We start from the raw sequence: 15,711 nt of genomic DNA, 5'->3' as shown, positions 1-15,711 counted from the left end.
GATACTACTTCTCGTCGGCTCGCTCGAAGTCCTCGTTCCAGACGCCGAGTTCGTCCTTGTAGAAGTCTGCCGCGGCGGGGTGGAACGGAACTCCGTCGTACATGTTCTTGACCCAGAAGTCGTTGCTCTCGAAGGTTCCTAGGAGACCGTGGTAGTCTGCGAGTTCCGCCTTCTTCTCGTGCATCGCCGTGAGGAAGTCGTAGACGGTATCATAGTCGAGGTCGTTACGCGCGACGAAGTTGTATGCGAACGTCGGAGCGGACACCTCGCCCGGCGTCGTCGCGTTCTCGATCTGGCCGGTGTCGACCGTCTGGGACAGCAACCGTTCGTCGTCCTCCCACGACTGCGCGGTCGAGTCTTCAACGTCGAGGACCTTCATGTCGACCTCGCTCGCGATCTGCTGGAGCCAGCTCGGTGTTATCGAGAAGTTCATCAGCGTCCCCACTCCGACGTCGAGTTGGTTCTCGTTCATCGCACCGCCCTGGCTACCGTAGCTCACGCTCGCGCGCTTGTAGCCGTCCGTAGCGTAGCCGAGCGCCTTCTCGAGGGCAGGTGCGGTCCCGGACCCCTCCGGCGTCGGCGAGACGTTCGTACCGGACCCGATGTCCGACAGCGTCTCGAGATCCGAGTCGTTGGTGATGAAGAACCACGGTAGGTCGTAGTAGTGGAAAATCTGGACCATGTCGAAGTTGAGCTGGCCGTACGGGTCGTTGCCCTGCTGAACGTCGTAGGCCGACCAGTTCTGGATGTAGACCATCTCGGCGTCCTCGCTCTGGAGAGCGCCGATGTTCGCTTCGGTCCCCTGGCTCGTTTGCGCTTCGACGAAGAGGTCGTCGGTCTGATCGTTAACCGCACTCGCGAGACCCTGGTTCGCACCGTAAGCCGTCGTATTCGAGGTCGAAGTTCGCATCCGGACGGTCTGCTCGTCGCTGTTTCCGCTCCCGGAACAGCCAGCCAGTGCCGTCGCCGCACCGACGCCTGCAGCTGCGAGAACTGATCGTCGAGTCGAATGCCTATCCGTGTGCTTGTGTTCCTTCGCCATGGGGCATCTCTTCATAGTTACCTGTTATAGTCCTTCCGCTATCTGTTGGAATTGGATCCTTATTGATGGCGCCGGATTGCAGTCATCCAGCCGACAGTATTGCTGACGGACGGGCTCCCTGTTCGGTCAGTGACGGTTCTGAGCGGCCGTCCGCCGTCGTTTCGGTGATCGCTAACGTGGCAAGCGGTATCGCAATACCTATTGTGCCATTCCCGTAGGTCTAGGTATGCTGGATTTCGTTCAGCTCGAAGAAGACCTCGATCAAGAAGAACGGATGATCCGGGACACGGCCCGGGAGTTCGTCGAAGAACACGTCAAGCCCGACATCGGCGACCACTTCGAGGCGGGGACGTTCCCGAAGGAACTCATCCCGAAGATGGGGGAACTCGGCTTCTACGCCCCCAATCTCGAGGGCTATGGCTCGCCGAACGTCTCCGAGACGGCCTACGGCCTGTTGATGCAGGAACTCGAGGCCGGTGACTCCGGGCTGCGTTCGATGGCGTCGGTCCAGGGCGCGTTGGTCATGTACCCGATCCATGCTTACGGGAGCGAGGAACAGAAAGAGGAGTGGCTGCCGGAGATGGGACGGGGCGAGGCGATCGGTTGCTTCGGCCTCACCGAACCCGAACACGGCTCGAACCCGTCGGCGATGGAGACTCGCGCCGAGCGCGACGGCGACGGCTACGTCCTCAACGGCTCCAAAACCTGGATCACGAACTCGCCGATCGCCGACGTCGCTATCGTCTGGGCGCGTGACAAGTCGGCCGAGGACGACCCCGTTCGCGGGTTCCTCGTCGAGACCGACCGCGACGGCGTCACGACCAACAAGATCGACGACAAGCTCTCGCTGCGGGCCTCGATCACGGGCGAGATCGGCCTGAACGACGTCCACGTGCCCGAGGAGAACGTCCTCCCCGGCGTCGCCGGGATGAAGGGGCCGCTGTCCTGTCTCACGCAGGCCCGCTACGGCATCGCCTGGGGCGCGGTCGGTGCCGCCCGCGACTGTTTCGAGGAGGCCCGACAGTACGCGAAGGATCGCGACCAGTTCGGCGGCCCGATCGGTCGGTTCCAGCTCCAACAGCGCAAGCTCGCGGAGATGGGCACCCAGATCACGCTGGCACAGTTGCTGGCTCACCGGCTCGCTGAACTCAAAGAGCGCGGCGAGATGCGGCCACAGCACGTCTCGATGTCGAAGCGAAACAACGTCCGCATGGCCCGAAACCAGGCCCGCATCGCCCGCGAGATGCTCGGCGGCAACGGCATCACCACCGACTACTCGCCGATGCGGCACATGTCCAACCTCGAGACGGTCTACACCTACGAGGGCACCCACGATATCCACACGCTCGTCCTCGGCGAGGAGTTCACCGGCATCCCCGCCTACCAGTAACGCCGCGTCGCCGGTTCGCGTTCTCTCCCGTTTTCTCTCCTCCGTCCCAACCACTGATTCTACTCCGGCGGGGATCTCTCCGACCGAACCGACTCGGCTTCGGAAACGGCCGTCCCGCTCGCCAGTACTCACGTTCCAGTATCCGAAATATTAATTGCGCTGTCCGAACAGTATCCCACATGGGCATGGATCGAGATGGGGACGACGGGGCCGGGGTTTCCACGACGCGGAAGACGTTCCGGCTCCTCGAGGCACTCAAAGACGAGGAGGGGGTCACCATCGCCGACCTCACCGAGCGGACGGATCTTCCCAAAAGCACCGTCTACCGCCACCTTCGGACGCTGACGGAGTTAGGGTACGTGATCGAACGCGACGGTCGCTACTACGTCGGGTTTCGGTTCGTCGAACTCGGGGAACAGGCCCGGTCCCGGAAGACGGGATACTCGGCCGCGAAGCGAGCGGTGTTCGAACTCGGCACGGAGACCGACGAACGCGCGGTATTCATCGTCGAAGAGGACGACGACGCGGTCTACGTCCACCGCTACGGCAGCCTCTCGAATTCGATGATCGGCCAGCGTCGACCGTTGCACTCGATGGCCTCCGGCAAAGTGATTCTCGCGGAGTGGGACGACGACGCCGTCGCGGCCTACGCCGAGCGGAGCGGCCTCGAGGCACACACGGCGAACACGATCACCGATCCCGACGCGCTCTTCGACGAACTCGAGCGGGTTCGGGACCGCGGCTACGCGGTGAACGAGCAGGAACATATGGACGGCCTTCGCGGGATCGCTGTGCCCGTCTATACCCCCGACGACGAGTTCCTCGGCTCGCTGGCCGTCTTCGGGCCGACGAGTCGGTTCACCGACGCCTACGTTCACGACGATCTGGCGACTCGCCTCCGGGACAAGGCGGGCGAGATCAAAGTCACGCTCGCGTACGGGTGATTGTGCCATCTCGCTGCCCGACTACCGTTCGGTCCCCCTGTTCCGCTGGCTGGAACGTGATCGATTCTTTCGTCTCGAACGACCAACAATCCGTCACGCGACCCGATTCTCGGGTTGAGTGTTCCGCTATGTGAAACACGTCTTTCGAAATGTTCGAAGGCCGCCGTCGGCACCGATACGCTTTTCCTCGCTCCGTAATCGGTCGCACGATGACCGAGACGACGGATCCCGGGCCCAACGGTGTCTACCGGACGGGTAGGCGGTGGCCCCCAGCCGAGAGTTTATACGACATTCCGCGGCCAAGCGGGGTATGTCGGACCACACCCGACGACCGCGACGCACGATCCTTCAAACGCTCAGTACCCTCGGCATCGGGGCAGCCGCCACAGTGACGACTGCCAGTGCGGCTGACGACTCTCACCCCGATGCTTCCCCAGCTCGTGGACGGCCGCCAGTCGACGACGCGGCGACCGGCGATGGAATCGACGGCAGCGATCTGTACGTCGGCGTCGTGGATCGGATCGTCGACGGTGACCACGTCGTCCTCCTGCTCGAGGACGGTGAGGCAGTCGTCGACCAACTCGTGTTGCCGGCCGAACGATTCGACGGCATGGAACCGGACGACGTTTTCCTGACTGCCGTCATCGACGGCGAGTTACGCGCCCGCCGACGCCTGCCGTCGAAACCGACTGACTGTCACGACGACAGATTCGACCGCATTTCGGAGGAGTTGTAAGCCGGTTTCACGGTCGCTCCGATCCGATCGTCCCGGAACAGTCCTACCGGCTGAGCGGTGTGAACTGCCCACAGGGCCGGAATCAGCAAGTCCAAGGCGTAATGCTTGGCGGCCCTTCGATCCGACCACGATGGTGGACACAGCGGACGCGTTCGGAATCGGATTGGATCGACCCGGGACCACCAGCCTCCGTACCGCTTTCTTTGCCGTCTGGTTCGTCGACCTCGTCGCGACAGTGGGCTTTTTCACCGTCCCGTACGCCTACGAACTCAACCCCGTGACGGTCTTCCTCCACGATCTCTTCGGGCTCGCCGGTGTCGTCCTCGCCGCCGTCATCTACGCCGGTGCCGTGATCGCGATCGGCTACGTCCTCTCGAGGCCGTTCGACGTCGGCTTCGTCGTGGCCATCGTCTGCTGCTACGCCCTCTTCGCGAGCAACAACGTCGTCCTGTTGGTCTCCCGGGAACCGCTACTGACGCCGTTGATGCCGTGATCGGCATCGACTGTGGCGACCGGCCGTCACTCCGTTTCGGTTCCCCTCGAGTCGCGGCCAGCATCGGGAAACGCATATCCCCTGTCGCGCAGGCGGATCCAGTCCGGTGTTGCCGGTCGAGACAGTCGCCCGACCGTCACTCAAACTATTACAGATATATGCCTGTATAACTCGGCTGGCCGGGCGTCCCTTTTCGATGATCGCTCGATCGTCCGTACCGTACGCGTAGTCGGCGAATCCGATCGATTTCGCCGCTGTTGGCCGCTGTTTCACGGTGGGCAGATACACTGGCGATCGGTTCTGGAGAACCGATCGATACCTGCCTCCGTTCGCCGTACTGCCCCACGTTGGTCCCGGGTCGTAACGGGGACTAATACTGTCCACCGACTCGGTACGGCCGATTCGGCGAACACAGTTTGAATGTCTTATATCCGACTATACATAGATACTACCAGAATTAATATACTAAAGACTCTCTATCGCTCTGGCGATTCGTGCGTGACTAAGATGCTGATAAAAGTCTCAAAACGGCAGTATTCAGTGCTTGACGTAACCAGTGTTTCTCATTGATGTGAGTCAACTCGTTTCGAGATCGGCAACCTATAACCGGCAGAGAGTACGCTATTTAGCTTTTGGCATCCATAGGACCTTCTTCGGCTCCTGGGCCCTCGAGATCGGTGCCTCCTTCTATCTACTCTTTCGTAATTATCTCTAAATCTGGTATGATTATGTCACTCACGTGGTTCGGACTACGGATTGTCGCGTTCGCGTGAGTGGTGCCCTGTGTTTTAAGCGGCCACAGCTGTCGCTCAGCGACAATTGGATCTTCCGCCGGCTCACGTCCGTCGCCTCGAGACGCGGTCCGGTCGCGCTCTCTGTGTGGCTCGAGGAATCGCTCGCCGCAACCGTCTAGATCGACTCGGAGTCATCTCGGAGACGGACGGCCCGGTCACCAACTGCGGCTGCTATGGCACAGGTCCTCGTGGCAGCGCGTATGCATGACTTTCGTGGTCGATCGTCGCGAGAAGTGGGTCGATTGTCGTTCCGCCGCTCACAGCTCTCTACGTTCGCGTTGTTCGCAGTAGAAATAGGCTAACTCGGATTTGAACTACGCGAAGACGGTCCTGCTCGCCTCGCTACGCTCGGCTGTGCGAGCGTGCGACTTCCGTAATTCAAATCCGAGTTGATTGTATTTCCGCTGCTCACGGCTCACTACGTTCGCGTTGTTCGCAGCAGAAATGGGCCAACTCGGATTTGAACCGAGAGCCTCCACCTTATCAGAGTGGCGCTCAACCTAATTGAGCTATTGGCCCGCGTCCGTCCTTCGCACTCAGTAGTTGCTCGGTGGGACGTTTAAGCGTTTCTTTCTTCCCGACCCGTGCGAACCGCTACCGAGCGAGGGGATCGTCCTCGTCGTCGCCGTCGTCCGGCCGCTCGTCCTCGAAGTCGATCGTGTAGGCGTCCTCATCGTCGACGCTGTAGGCGTCCTCACCGAGATCATAGGTTTCGCCGTCGCTCGAGTCGCCGACGTCTCGAGTCGGGTCCTCGTCGGGGAAGCCGAACGTCCAGACCCCGCCGCTGGCGAACCCGCCGGTCTTCTTGTCCGCGTAGGGGACGACCACGTAGCGTTTGAGGGCCATCCGGATCGGGACTCGGGTCAGCGGAACGGCCAGTAGGAACCCGAGCAGGTCAGTCACCAGTCCGGGGGTCAGCAGGAACGCTCCGGCGGCGATCAGCAGGCCCCCGTCGAGCAGTTCGTTCGTCGGAGGCTGTCCCTGAGCCATCGACCGTTGCATCTTCCGGATCGTCCGCCGGCCTTCGGCGCGGACGAGGAGCATCCCGACGAGGCCGGTCAGGACGACGAGCAGTATCATCCCGACCCAGTTCAGGAACCCGAACTGGGTGACGATCACCGCGAGCAACACGGCGTCGAGAAACGGGATGAGCAACAGCGCGAAGATCCACCGGAGCATACGACGATCTAGCCGCCGACGGGTGAAAATCTTTTACTCTCAGCCTGGCAACGGAACCGAGCCGCGTCGGGCCGACTGCGATACGCGAACGAAGGGCTTACGCCCGCGACTCCCGTCGCCCCGGTATGGACGATACGACCCGCGTCGAGTGGCGCGAGTGGGGACAGGCGGCCTTCGACGAGGCCGCCGAGGCCGACCGCCCCGTCTTGCTCTCGCTGACCGCGACGTGGTGTGACCACTGCCACGAGATGGACGAGGAGACCTACGCCGAGCCCCGGATCGCGGCCAACCTCAACGACAGTTTCGTCCCCGTCCGGGTCGACGTCGACCGGTACCCGCGGGTCCGCGACCGGTACAACATGGGCGGCTTTCCGTCGACGGTCTTTCTCGCCCCGAACGGCGAGGTCCTGACCGGTGCGGGCTATCTCGGCCCCGACGGGATGCGTCAGGTCTTAGACAGCGTCCGGACCATGTGGGAGACGAAAGGCAGCGGCGCGGCCCGCGTTCCCCGGCCGCTGCGGGAGGACAACCCGCCGGCCGGCGAGCTGACCGCCGAGATCGAACAGGGGATGCTCGGCCATCTCACCGACACCTACGACGAGACCGCCGGCGGCTGGGGCCAGAGCCCGAAGTTCCCCCTGCCCGACGCCCTCGAGTTCGCGCTCAAACGCGACCGCGAGATGGCGCTGCGGTCCTACGACGCGGTCAGTGCGAACCTGTTAGACGAGTACGACGGCGGGTTCTACCGGTTCGCGACCGACCGGGACTGGTCGGGACTCCAGCGCGAGAAACTGCTCGACTCCAACGGCGCGTTGGTCCGGGCATTCGCCAACGCCTACCTGCTGACCGGGAAAGACGAGTACCGCGACCCCGCCGCCGACACTATCGACTACCTGACGACGACGCTGTGGAACGACGAGGTCGACGCCTTCGCCAACAGTCAGGCCCCGGGCGACGCCGACGCCCACAGTCTCGACGCGACCGATCGCGCGGCCGCCGACGAGCCGCCGGTCGATTCGGGCGTTTTCGCCGGGCCGAACGCGCTGGCCATCGACGGCCTGTTGACCTACTACGCCTACACCGACGACGAACGGGCCCGCCGCTACGCCGAACGCGCGCTCGAGACTCTCCGGACGGACCTGCTCGCCGACGGCGTGGTCGCGCACGCACGCGAGGACGCGATCGAACGCGACGGGGACGGCGATGCGCTTCCATTGCTCACCAACCAGGCCCGCACGCTGGCGGCCCTGACGACGGTCGCGAGTACCATCGAGACGGACGCGCTCGCGGACGCGGCGGCGGTCGCCGACGCGACGATCGACCGACTCCACGACGGGGACTCGTTCCTCGACGGCCCTGCCGAGGGTGTCGGGCTCTGTGATCGCCCGCTGCGGCCGCTGGACGCCAACGTCGCCCTCGCGGACGCGTTGATCGATCTGGCGGCGCTGTCCGGCGAGGACCGCTACCGCGAGTACGCACGGAACACGCTCGAGGCCTTCGCAGGGGCCAGCGAGCGCTTCGGCGTCCAGATCGCCCAGTACGCGACGGCGACCTCCCGACTGCTCGAGGGCCCGCTGGTGATTCGCGTTGGCGACGACCCCGGCTCGGACCTCCATCGGGCGGCGCTGCGGATGGCCGACCACGAGAAGGTGGTCGTCCCCGATGCCGACCGCGAGTCGGGGACGGCGCGGGCCGAACTGGGCGAAGCCGTGTCAGCCACTGCCGAAACTCCAGCCGAGTTGAGCGACGCGGTCCAGCAGCTTCTCGACTGACGTTCGGTCCCCTCACGGCCGACGCCGTCGAAACGCCAAACTACCACAGTGTTTATGTCTCTTCAGCGGGTTGCTCTCGGACATGGCCAGTCTCAGGGATCTCGGGCTCTCCGAGTACGAAGCTCGAGCTTACCGATCGCTACTCAACACCGGCCCCACAACGGCCAAAGAGTTGTCCCGGGCGAGCGACGTCCCGATGGGGCGGATCTACGACGTGTTGAACAGCATCGAACAGTACAATCTCGTCCGCAGCCAGACCGCCAGCCGGCCGAAGAAGTACGTCGCCGTCGAGCCCTCGACGGCGCTGGACCGGCTCCTCGAGGACAAGAAACGCGAACTCGAGGAGAAGGCCGACCAGTACGAGTCGATCGTCGACGACCTGGCCGACGAACTGGACGCGGCCGAGCCAGTCGAGGAGCAGTTCTGGACCGCTGCGGTCGGCCCCGAGGAGACGAAGGACCTGCTTCTGGAGCGGTTGGCGGCCGCCGACCGTGACATCGTGATGGTTTCGTCTCACCCGTCGCCCCAGTGGGACATGCAGGCCGCCAGCGAGGAGATCAACGCCCAGCTCGAGGACGCCCTCGATCGAGGCGTCTCGATCGACCTGTTGATGACGCGGGAAATGGTCGGCTCGATGTCGGAGGAAGTGGGGCGGCGCTACCGGGAAACCCTCCAGCAGCGAGACGACTTCGACGTCCGTACGAACGACGACATTACGGGCTCGTTCAACATCATCGACGGCGTCGAGGTCTGTATTCAGGTCCCTAACCCGCTGTCCTCGGGCGAGGCCTTCGCCATGATCGATCTGAAGGATCCGGAGTTCGCCGCGAACGTCCACGAGGAGTTCGTCCCGCGGTGGGACGAGGCCGAGTCGCTCGAGTTTTAACGGTCGATCTCGTCGCGCAGCGTTCCCAGCTTGACGACCCGCTCGGCGTGGGCGTTGTGCTGGTGGATCGACTCGTCGTTGGACTGACTCATCGTGATCACCGCGTCGTCGTCGAGGTGGTCGAACTCGTCGACGACGCCCTCCGCCAGCGCGCGCACGCAGTCCTCGACGAACTTCGCGTCGGCGTGGGCCGCGTAGGTCATGTGGTCCTCGTCGGGCCGTTTCGCGAGGTTGTAGATCCGCGCGCTCATCGAGTCCCGGGCGATGTCGATGATGTCGTTTAGATCGACCTCGGGGTCGCCGCTGGCCTCGACGGTCAGCGTCGCGTGCCCTCGCTGGGAGTGGCCCGGCTGCGGGACTTCATCTAAGAACTCCGTGATCGTTCCCTCCTCGACGCCTAAGTCCTCGAGGGTCTCCTTCGCGCGGGCGGCGGACATCCCCTGCGAGCAGGGACAGACGGTCATCCCGGTGACCGTCGCGCCGATCTCCTCGCGGGTCCCCTCGTCGGTCGCCGTCGCCGAAGCGACGATGTCGACGGTGTGTTGGGTCTCGCGGTCGCTCGCGGGGGTCTGCTCCCGGCGCATGAACTCGGCTTCCATCGAAACCTCGGTCTTCGAGGTGTAGTCGTGTTTCTCGAGCAGCCGTTCGGCGGCTTCGCCACAGACCTCCTCGACGCCGTAGGCCTCCTCGCGGGTCGCGTCCTCGAGGATCTCGTCGATGACCTCCATATTGCGGCTCATGTCGGCCCCTTTGCGCCAGCCCGGAAGGTCGACGAAGACCTCGAACTCGGCGGTGAGGACGATCGGTCGTTTGCCCTCGCGGGCGATCTTGACGAGCTTGTCGACGCCGGTGACGCCGACCTGACTCAGGCCGACGGTGACGTCGGGTGACGTGGCCTGCACGTCCGGCAACTGATGACTCATTGACCGCATTCAGGGTAGCGGGCGATTCAACCTTTCGGAACCGGGGGTCGCTTGCGCCTCGATCTCGACGGCGGCTCGAGCCGTCATCTCTTTAAGTATCTCTGGTCACAAGGTGGAGCTATGACGGGAGGTCGTCGTTCTCCGGGATTTCGTTCGACAGTCACGACGCCGTTCTCGGCCGGCGTCGGACGGGGTGGCGCCGACATCGGTACTCACGAGTCGCGCGACCGATCTGCCAGACGCTCCGCTATGTTCCACGGGATCGAGAGGGCGACCAGAAAGACCACCATTGCACCGAGGCCGATGAGGACGTCGTCCGTGACGCGTCGTGCGAGAAAGACGGCCAACGCGGAGCAGCCGATCCTCGCCACCCGGCTCAGGTCCCACTCGAACAGTGCGGCCCGGAGAGCGGACATCGATACAGCTAGCACGGCACGAGTTATAACGCTTCTTGACTGGCCGACATGTTTCCGCCGGGACGCAGGGCTCGTCTCCGCAGTCTCTCACTCACAGCCGTCGTTTCTTTAAGTATCTCTGGTCACAAGGTGGAGCTATGACGGGAAGACGACGGCCGTTCTCCGTGTGTTCCGTTCGGCAGTTGCAACGCTCCCTCCGAGCTATCGCGACGGCCGGGGGTCGGCCTTTAAGTGCCTCTGGTCACAAGGTGAAGCTACGAAGGGCATTCGTCACCCGGTCTTCTCGCGGTGTCGTTCTCACCGGCCTCGAGCGACAGCTATGACTACCGTCTCGGCAGTCGCCCGTACGACCGTCGACGACCACTTGACGACGATCGAGCGCGCCCGCGACGTCGCGGTCCCGTTGGCGGTCGCCCGCGGCAGCCACGCGTGGGGTGCGGCCAGTCCCGACAGCGACTACGACGTGGGGTTCGTCTTCGTTCCGACCGACCTGCGTCGGTACGCCCACCTCGAGGGCCCGCCGGAGACGATCGTCGAGGACCGCGGCGAATTCGAGTATCAGGGCTGGGACGTGCGGACGTTCGCGGGGTTGCTCGCGGACTCGAACGACGGCGCGATCGATCTGTTGCGGAGTCCGATTCGATACCGTCGCGCGTACGACCCCGCCCCGCTTTGGCAGTACATCGAGCGGACGTACAACCCGATCGACCTCTATCACGCGTGGCGCGGCATCGCGACGAGCAACTACCGGAAGTACATCTCGTACCATCTGGTCCGAAGCGACGACGAACTGTTCCCCATTCTGGAAGCGCGCGACGACGAATACGTCGTCGAGACCGACGACGGGACGACGGCGGTCGCGGCTGCCGACGAACGCTTTCGGGAAACCCAGACGAAACCCACAGTGAAGCGAAACCTGACCATCTACAGGGCGGCGATGGCCGCGCGGTACCTCATGGCGACCGGGGACCGCGGCGACCACGACCTGCCCGCGCTCGAGTTCGAGTCGTTTCTCACCGAGCAGGCACCGGCCGTCTTCGACGCCGACCGGATCGAACGGGCTCGAGACCTCCTCGAGCGAAAACGAGCCGGCGAGGGCGGCGAGCGAGTTGGCGACGCCGTGGGTCGGCCGTTCGCCCAGCCGCCGCGGGAGATCGATCCGGACGTTCACGCGCGGGCCGGCCCCGACCCGGCCCGACTCGACGGGTTCGTCGACGACCTGATCGCGGCGGTCCGATAGCTCGCGCCGGCGTCGTTCTTTAAGTGTCTCTGGTCACAAGGTGAAGCTACGAAGGGCTTTTCGCGAACCGCCAACACCCTCGAGCGACGGCGTTGCTCTCCGAACCGGCAGTGAACCGTCCGCTCGAGGTTCCGCCCGCCCCGGAAAACCTGTTAGCGGACCTGTCAGTCCGTCCAGCCGATCGATCCCACGGAGCGAGCCTTTTTCACGCTCCCTCTCCGAGCGACAGACGATGCAAGACGACGGTGCCGACTCCGGTCCAGCTACCGAGCCAGTCGCGGCCGAGACCGACGGCTCCCACGCCGATCCGGACGGCGAGCGCCGCCTCGAGACCCGACCCGGCTCCGGCTCGCTCTCGCGGGCGGACGTCCAGCGCGACTCGACGGTCCGCCAGTGGGGCGTCGTCACGCCGAGTGCGACGGTCATCGGGCGGGCGGAGTCACCCGACGCCGACCTCTCCGAGAGCGTGCGCCGTCTCCACGACGAACAGCACGCGGCCACGCCGGGCTACAGCGAGCGCGCCCACCACCTCGATCGACTTCGGACCACGCAAGCGCTGTGTAACGCCTTAGAGGTGACGCCGTGGCAGCGCGATCTGGCACTCGGCGTCATGGACGAGATCGATCTCACCGAGTTCGGTAGTCAGCGCGCCATCGAGAAGGTCGCGCTGGTGGTGATCCGCCACGTGGTCGACGTCGACCGGAAGCAGTACTTCGGGCTCGAGGAGATCGACGCGCAGGCGCTGTCGGCCGACCGCATGGAGGAGCTGTTCGCCCAGTACCGGGCCCACGACATCACTGACGAGGAGACGTTCGAGCGGCTCGCAGCCGACTACGGGCTGGATACGACGAGCCTGAACCGGCTCCGTCGTGTCCTGAAGGAGCAACTCGAGGACGAGTTGCCGGCCTACGGCCGCAATCCCTACCGCGATCCGAACCTGCCGGACGCGACCGAGACCGGTGACGCATCGCCGTCCGAATCGGAGTCGTAGGCGGCGTCCGCTGGACTCCGTTCGCACCGTCTCTCCGGCCGCGGCCTGAGCCGCGGCCGCCGCTGCCGGGGACCGGCGACTTTTCCCTCTCAGAACCCTACCGGTGTTATGACCGACGCTGACACCGGCCCGACTACCGAGGCGACTGATCGTATCGAGATCTACGCCGACTACGTCTGTCCGTTCTGTTATCTGGGGACCCGCTCGCTCGCCCAGTACCGCGAGGGCCGCGACGAGCCGCTTGCCGTCGAGTGGCACCCCTTCGACCTCCGACGCGGGAAGCGAAACGCGGACGGCTCGATCGATCACGACGTCGACGACGGCAAGAGCGACGAGTACTACGAGCAGGCCAGACAGAACGTCCGCCGGCTGCAGGAGGAATACGACGCCGAGATGGCCCAGGAGATCGCGACCGACGTCGACTCCTTCGACGCGCAGGTCGCCTCGTGGTACGTCAAGGGGGAGTACCCCGAGCAGTGGGGGGCATTCGACGAGGCGATCTACACCGCACTGTGGCAGGACGGGCGTGACATCGGTGACGTCGACGTGCTGGCCGATCTCGCCGACGACTGCGGGCTACCGGTCGATGAGATCCGCGACGCGGTCGCCGACGACGGCATCCGGGCGGAACTCGAGGACCTGTTTGCGGAGGCCCAACAGACGGGCGTCACCGGCGTTCCGACGTTCGTCTCGGACGGCCACGTCGCCCGCGGCGCGGTGCCGCCGGAACACGTAGAGAGACTCGTCGACGGCCAGTAGTCACTCGAGTTTGTCGAGGCCGTCGAAGAAGTTGGCCTGCGGGCCGACGAGCGTGACCGGGTCGGCCGCCAGCGAGACCGTCACCGTCGCGGGCGGCTCGAGTTGCTGTCTGTTGCGGCCGTCGCTGATCGCGTAGGCGGTGTCGGCATCGGTGACCGTGAGGCTGATTTCGGTGTCCGGTTCGACGACCAGCGGCGGCATCGACTCGGTCGCGGCCATCTGCGTGACGATGACGGCGTTCGTCGCGGGGTGGACCAGCGGCCCGCCCTCGCTCAAGTTGTAGGCGGTCGAGCCCGTCGGGGTCGCGACGAGGACGCCGTCGGCGTGACTCTCCGCGTACGACTGGCCGTCGACCCGGACCTCGATCGTCGCACCGCCGCCGTGGCCGCGTCGCCGCCCGTGGACGACGATCTCGTTGAGCGCGGGCGCGAGCGTCCAGTCCTCGTCGACGCCGGTCGCCCGGAGCCGCGCCAGTTCCCGGCCCTCGACGCGGCCCGTCCGCGCGATGTCCGCGACGACATCGGTGACGACGTCGACGGCGTTTTCGGGGGCGACGGCGTTGAGAAAGCCGACCTCACCGAGGTTGACTCCCATGATCGGCACGGGGCTGACCTCGCGGGCGACGAACAGCAGGGTCCCGTCGCCGCCGATGCTTACGACGAGGTCGCGATCGTCCATCGAGTCGACCGGTACGGGGGTCGCCGCGATCGCCGCGCCCGTGGCCTCGTCGACGACTGCGCTCGCGCCGGCCGCCTCGAGTGCGTCGACGAGGGCGGCGGCGAGGTCCTGTGCACGCTCGTTGTCGCGCTGGGCGACGATTCCGACGGCGACGTCCATCGGCGGCGGCTACCCGCCGCTACGTCAAAAACCCACGCTTGTCCGGCCAGCGGCAACAAGCTTAATCCGGATGGAACGATTCCGGTCAGGTGAACCCCTGCGACGACCCCGTCGCAGTGTCCAGTATGGCGTCGGCTTTCCCGTCTCCCACCGGCGATCGCAGTCGACACCAGCGACCGCTTTCTCCGAGGGCCGCGCTCGACAGGTGGTCCCCGTGAGCGACGACGCGGACGATCCGGACGACGACTGGTTCGAGCGCGCACTCGACGACGAGGCCGATGCCGCGGGCGACCCGGACTCGAGCGCGGGCGACGATCCGGCGGCCGTGGACGACGACACCGGCGACCCCACTCCCGAGGACGGCGACGAGTCCCTCTTCGAGGAGGACTTCGGCTCTGCCCTCCACGATACTGACGCCCCGGCCATCGACGCCGACGTCGGCCCCGGGACCGACGGCCCCGAGGGGTTCGACGACCTCGATTTCGTCCTCGGCGGCGACGAACCCGACTTCGACGAGGCGGTCGACTCGGATCTCCCGCGACTCGACCTCGGGATCGAGGGACTCGACCGGATGATTCAGGGCGGCATCCCGGAGCGGTCACTGCTCGTCGCAATGGGCAGTGCCGGCACCGGGAAGACCACCTTCGGCCTGCAGTTTCTCACCCACGGCCTCGAGCAGGGCGAACGCGCGGTCTTCATCACGCTCGAGGAGAGCCGCGAACGCGTGATCAACAGCGCGACCGAGAAGGGGTACGGCTTCGACGAGTACGTCGCTGACGGCCAGCTAGCCGTCGTCGACGTCGACCCCATCGAGATGGCAAACAGCCTCGCCTCGATCCGCAACGAACTCCCCGCGCTCGTCGAGGAGTTCGACGCCTCGCGGCTCGTCCTGGACTCGGTCTCCCTGCTCGAGATGATGTACGAGGACCGCGCGAAACGCCGCAACGAAATCTACGACTTCGCCCGGAGCCTGAAGGAGGCGGGCGTCACCGCCATGTTAACCAGCGAGGCCTCCGCGGAGACCGCCTACGCCTCGCGGTACGGGATCGTCGAATATCTCACCGACGCCGTCTTCGTCCTGCAGTACGTCCGTCCCGACGACTTCCGGGAGACGCGGATGGCGATCGAGATCCAGAAGATCCGCGACGCGAACCACTCCCGGGAGAAAAAGCCCTACGAGATCACCGGCGAGGGGATCTCGGTCTACCAGCAAGCGAACCTGTTCTAATGACAGTTCACATATTGGTACATTCAATCTGGTCGGTACAGGCGTTCATGGCCCGGTAAGTGCCACTTATCGATGTGTTCA

15 protein-coding genes and 1 tRNA gene are annotated in these 15,711 nt (G+C 64.9%); 10 read left to right on the top strand and 6 right to left on the bottom strand.

Annotated features, from left to right (window positions below; all coding sequences use genetic code 11):
* Window positions 1–4: 4 nt before the first annotated feature.
* Window positions 5–1,042 (bottom strand): TAXI family TRAP transporter solute-binding subunit, encoded by a 1,038-nt coding sequence (locus NP511_RS08520; RefSeq protein WP_049965519.1) that lies wholly within the window; start codon window positions 1,040–1,042, stop codon window positions 5–7.
* A 226-nt stretch (window positions 1,043–1,268) separates the two neighbouring features.
* Between NP511_RS08520 and NP511_RS08515 the strand changes: the two genes are divergently transcribed.
* The 4 genes from NP511_RS08515 (at window position 1,269) to NP511_RS08500 (ending at window position 4,605) form a co-directional block, all read left to right on the top strand.
* Entirely contained in the window at window positions 1,269–2,432 is a 1,164-nt protein-coding gene (locus NP511_RS08515) for an acyl-CoA dehydrogenase family protein (RefSeq protein ID WP_049965520.1), read from the top strand.
* A 179-nt stretch (window positions 2,433–2,611) separates the two neighbouring features.
* Entirely contained in the window at window positions 2,612–3,376 is a 765-nt protein-coding gene (locus NP511_RS08510; RefSeq protein WP_049965521.1) for an IclR family transcriptional regulator, read from the top strand.
* Between the two features lie 310 nt (window positions 3,377–3,686).
* Window positions 3,687–4,112, top strand: a complete 426-nt coding sequence (locus tag NP511_RS08505) for a hypothetical protein (RefSeq protein ID WP_049965522.1) — start codon at window positions 3,687–3,689, stop codon at window positions 4,110–4,112.
* Between the two features lie 130 nt (window positions 4,113–4,242).
* Complete coding sequence (locus NP511_RS08500) at window positions 4,243–4,605, top strand: hypothetical protein (protein WP_006182752.1); 363 nt, start codon at window positions 4,243–4,245, stop codon at window positions 4,603–4,605.
* A 1,239-nt stretch (window positions 4,606–5,844) separates the two neighbouring features.
* Here the strand turns inward: NP511_RS08500 and NP511_RS08495 are convergent.
* Window positions 5,845–5,918, bottom strand: a tRNA-Ile gene (locus NP511_RS08495).
* 75 nt (window positions 5,919–5,993) lie between these two features.
* Window positions 5,994–6,578: an FxsA family protein gene (locus tag NP511_RS08490; protein WP_006649881.1), complete on the bottom strand. Its 585-nt coding sequence runs from the start codon at window positions 6,576–6,578 to the stop codon at window positions 5,994–5,996.
* A 125-nt stretch (window positions 6,579–6,703) separates the two neighbouring features.
* Here NP511_RS08490 and NP511_RS08485 point away from each other — a divergent pair, with 125 nt between their 5' ends.
* Together NP511_RS08485 and NP511_RS08480 are read left to right on the top strand one after the other, a co-directional pair.
* On the top strand, window positions 6,704–8,350 hold the full coding sequence (locus NP511_RS08485; RefSeq protein ID WP_049965523.1) for a DUF255 domain-containing protein: 1,647 nt from the start codon (window positions 6,704–6,706) through the stop codon (window positions 8,348–8,350).
* Between the two features lie 82 nt (window positions 8,351–8,432).
* Complete coding sequence (locus tag NP511_RS08480) at window positions 8,433–9,236, top strand: TrmB family transcriptional regulator (protein WP_006649883.1); 804 nt, start codon at window positions 8,433–8,435, stop codon at window positions 9,234–9,236.
* Here the strand turns inward: NP511_RS08480 and mptA are convergent.
* Both mptA and NP511_RS08470 read right to left on the bottom strand, forming a co-directional pair.
* On the bottom strand, window positions 9,233–10,159 hold the full coding sequence (gene mptA / locus NP511_RS08475) for a GTP cyclohydrolase MptA (protein ID WP_006649884.1): 927 nt from the start codon (window positions 10,157–10,159) through the stop codon (window positions 9,233–9,235). The genes NP511_RS08480 and mptA overlap by 4 nt on opposite strands.
* Window positions 10,160–10,371: 212 nt before the next feature.
* On the bottom strand, window positions 10,372–10,575 hold the full coding sequence (locus NP511_RS08470; RefSeq protein ID WP_049965524.1) for a hypothetical protein: 204 nt from the start codon (window positions 10,573–10,575) through the stop codon (window positions 10,372–10,374).
* Between the two features lie 319 nt (window positions 10,576–10,894).
* On the opposite strand from NP511_RS08470, the gene NP511_RS08465 reads away from it, so the two are divergent.
* From NP511_RS08465 to NP511_RS08455, 3 genes are all read left to right on the top strand, one after another.
* A complete protein-coding gene (locus NP511_RS08465; protein ID WP_049965525.1) occupies window positions 10,895–11,815 on the top strand; it encodes a nucleotidyltransferase domain-containing protein in 921 nt (306 codons plus the stop codon).
* Between the two features lie 232 nt (window positions 11,816–12,047).
* Entirely contained in the window at window positions 12,048–12,806 is a 759-nt protein-coding gene (locus tag NP511_RS08460) for a hypothetical protein (RefSeq protein WP_049965526.1), read from the top strand.
* A gap of 108 nt (window positions 12,807–12,914) precedes the next feature.
* Window positions 12,915–13,565, top strand: a complete 651-nt coding sequence (locus NP511_RS08455) for a DsbA family oxidoreductase (protein WP_006649887.1) — start codon at window positions 12,915–12,917, stop codon at window positions 13,563–13,565.
* On the opposite strand, the gene NP511_RS08450 is transcribed toward NP511_RS08455, so the two are convergent.
* Entirely contained in the window at window positions 13,566–14,402 is an 837-nt protein-coding gene (locus tag NP511_RS08450; protein ID WP_006649888.1) for an NAD(+)/NADH kinase, read from the bottom strand.
* A gap of 205 nt (window positions 14,403–14,607) precedes the next feature.
* Here NP511_RS08450 and NP511_RS08445 point away from each other — a divergent pair, with 205 nt between their 5' ends.
* Window positions 14,608–15,630, top strand: a complete 1,023-nt coding sequence (locus tag NP511_RS08445; RefSeq protein WP_006649889.1) for a KaiC domain-containing protein — start codon at window positions 14,608–14,610, stop codon at window positions 15,628–15,630.
* Window positions 15,631–15,711 lie beyond the last annotated feature (81 nt).

Source organism: Natrinema thermotolerans, from assembly GCF_031165565.1.
Lineage (GTDB): Archaea > Halobacteriota > Halobacteria > Halobacteriales > Natrialbaceae > Natrinema > Natrinema thermotolerans.
This window is presented reverse-complemented; position numbering and strand designations above follow the sequence as displayed.

What these genes read in the sequence shown, in the direction of transcription:
- NP511_RS08460 (WP_049965526.1), top strand. Translation starts at nt 12,048, where the DNA reads ATGCAAGACGACGGTGCCGACTCCGGTCCAGCTACCGAGCCAGTCGCG.
- NP511_RS08510 (WP_049965521.1), top strand. Translation starts at nt 2,612, where the DNA reads ATGGGCATGGATCGAGATGGGGACGACGGGGCCGGGGTTTCCACGACG.
- NP511_RS08520 (WP_049965519.1), bottom strand. Translation starts at nt 1,042, where the DNA reads ATGGCGAAGGAACACAAGCACACGGATAGGCATTCGACTCGACGATCA.
- NP511_RS08450 (WP_006649888.1), bottom strand. Translation starts at nt 14,402, where the DNA reads ATGGACGTCGCCGTCGGAATCGTCGCCCAGCGCGACAACGAGCGTGCA.
- mptA (WP_006649884.1), bottom strand. Translation starts at nt 10,159, where the DNA reads ATGAGTCATCAGTTGCCGGACGTGCAGGCCACGTCACCCGACGTCACC.
- NP511_RS08500 (WP_006182752.1), top strand. Translation starts at nt 4,243, where the DNA reads ATGGTGGACACAGCGGACGCGTTCGGAATCGGATTGGATCGACCCGGG.
- NP511_RS08515 (WP_049965520.1), top strand. Translation starts at nt 1,269, where the DNA reads ATGCTGGATTTCGTTCAGCTCGAAGAAGACCTCGATCAAGAAGAACGG.
- NP511_RS08465 (WP_049965525.1), top strand. Translation starts at nt 10,895, where the DNA reads ATGACTACCGTCTCGGCAGTCGCCCGTACGACCGTCGACGACCACTTG.
- NP511_RS08490 (WP_006649881.1), bottom strand. Translation starts at nt 6,578, where the DNA reads ATGCTCCGGTGGATCTTCGCGCTGTTGCTCATCCCGTTTCTCGACGCC.
- NP511_RS08485 (WP_049965523.1), top strand. Translation starts at nt 6,704, where the DNA reads ATGGACGATACGACCCGCGTCGAGTGGCGCGAGTGGGGACAGGCGGCC.
- NP511_RS08480 (WP_006649883.1), top strand. Translation starts at nt 8,433, where the DNA reads ATGGCCAGTCTCAGGGATCTCGGGCTCTCCGAGTACGAAGCTCGAGCT.
- NP511_RS08470 (WP_049965524.1), bottom strand. Translation starts at nt 10,575, where the DNA reads ATGTCCGCTCTCCGGGCCGCACTGTTCGAGTGGGACCTGAGCCGGGTG.
- NP511_RS08455 (WP_006649887.1), top strand. Translation starts at nt 12,915, where the DNA reads ATGACCGACGCTGACACCGGCCCGACTACCGAGGCGACTGATCGTATC.
- NP511_RS08505 (WP_049965522.1), top strand. Translation starts at nt 3,687, where the DNA reads ATGTCGGACCACACCCGACGACCGCGACGCACGATCCTTCAAACGCTC.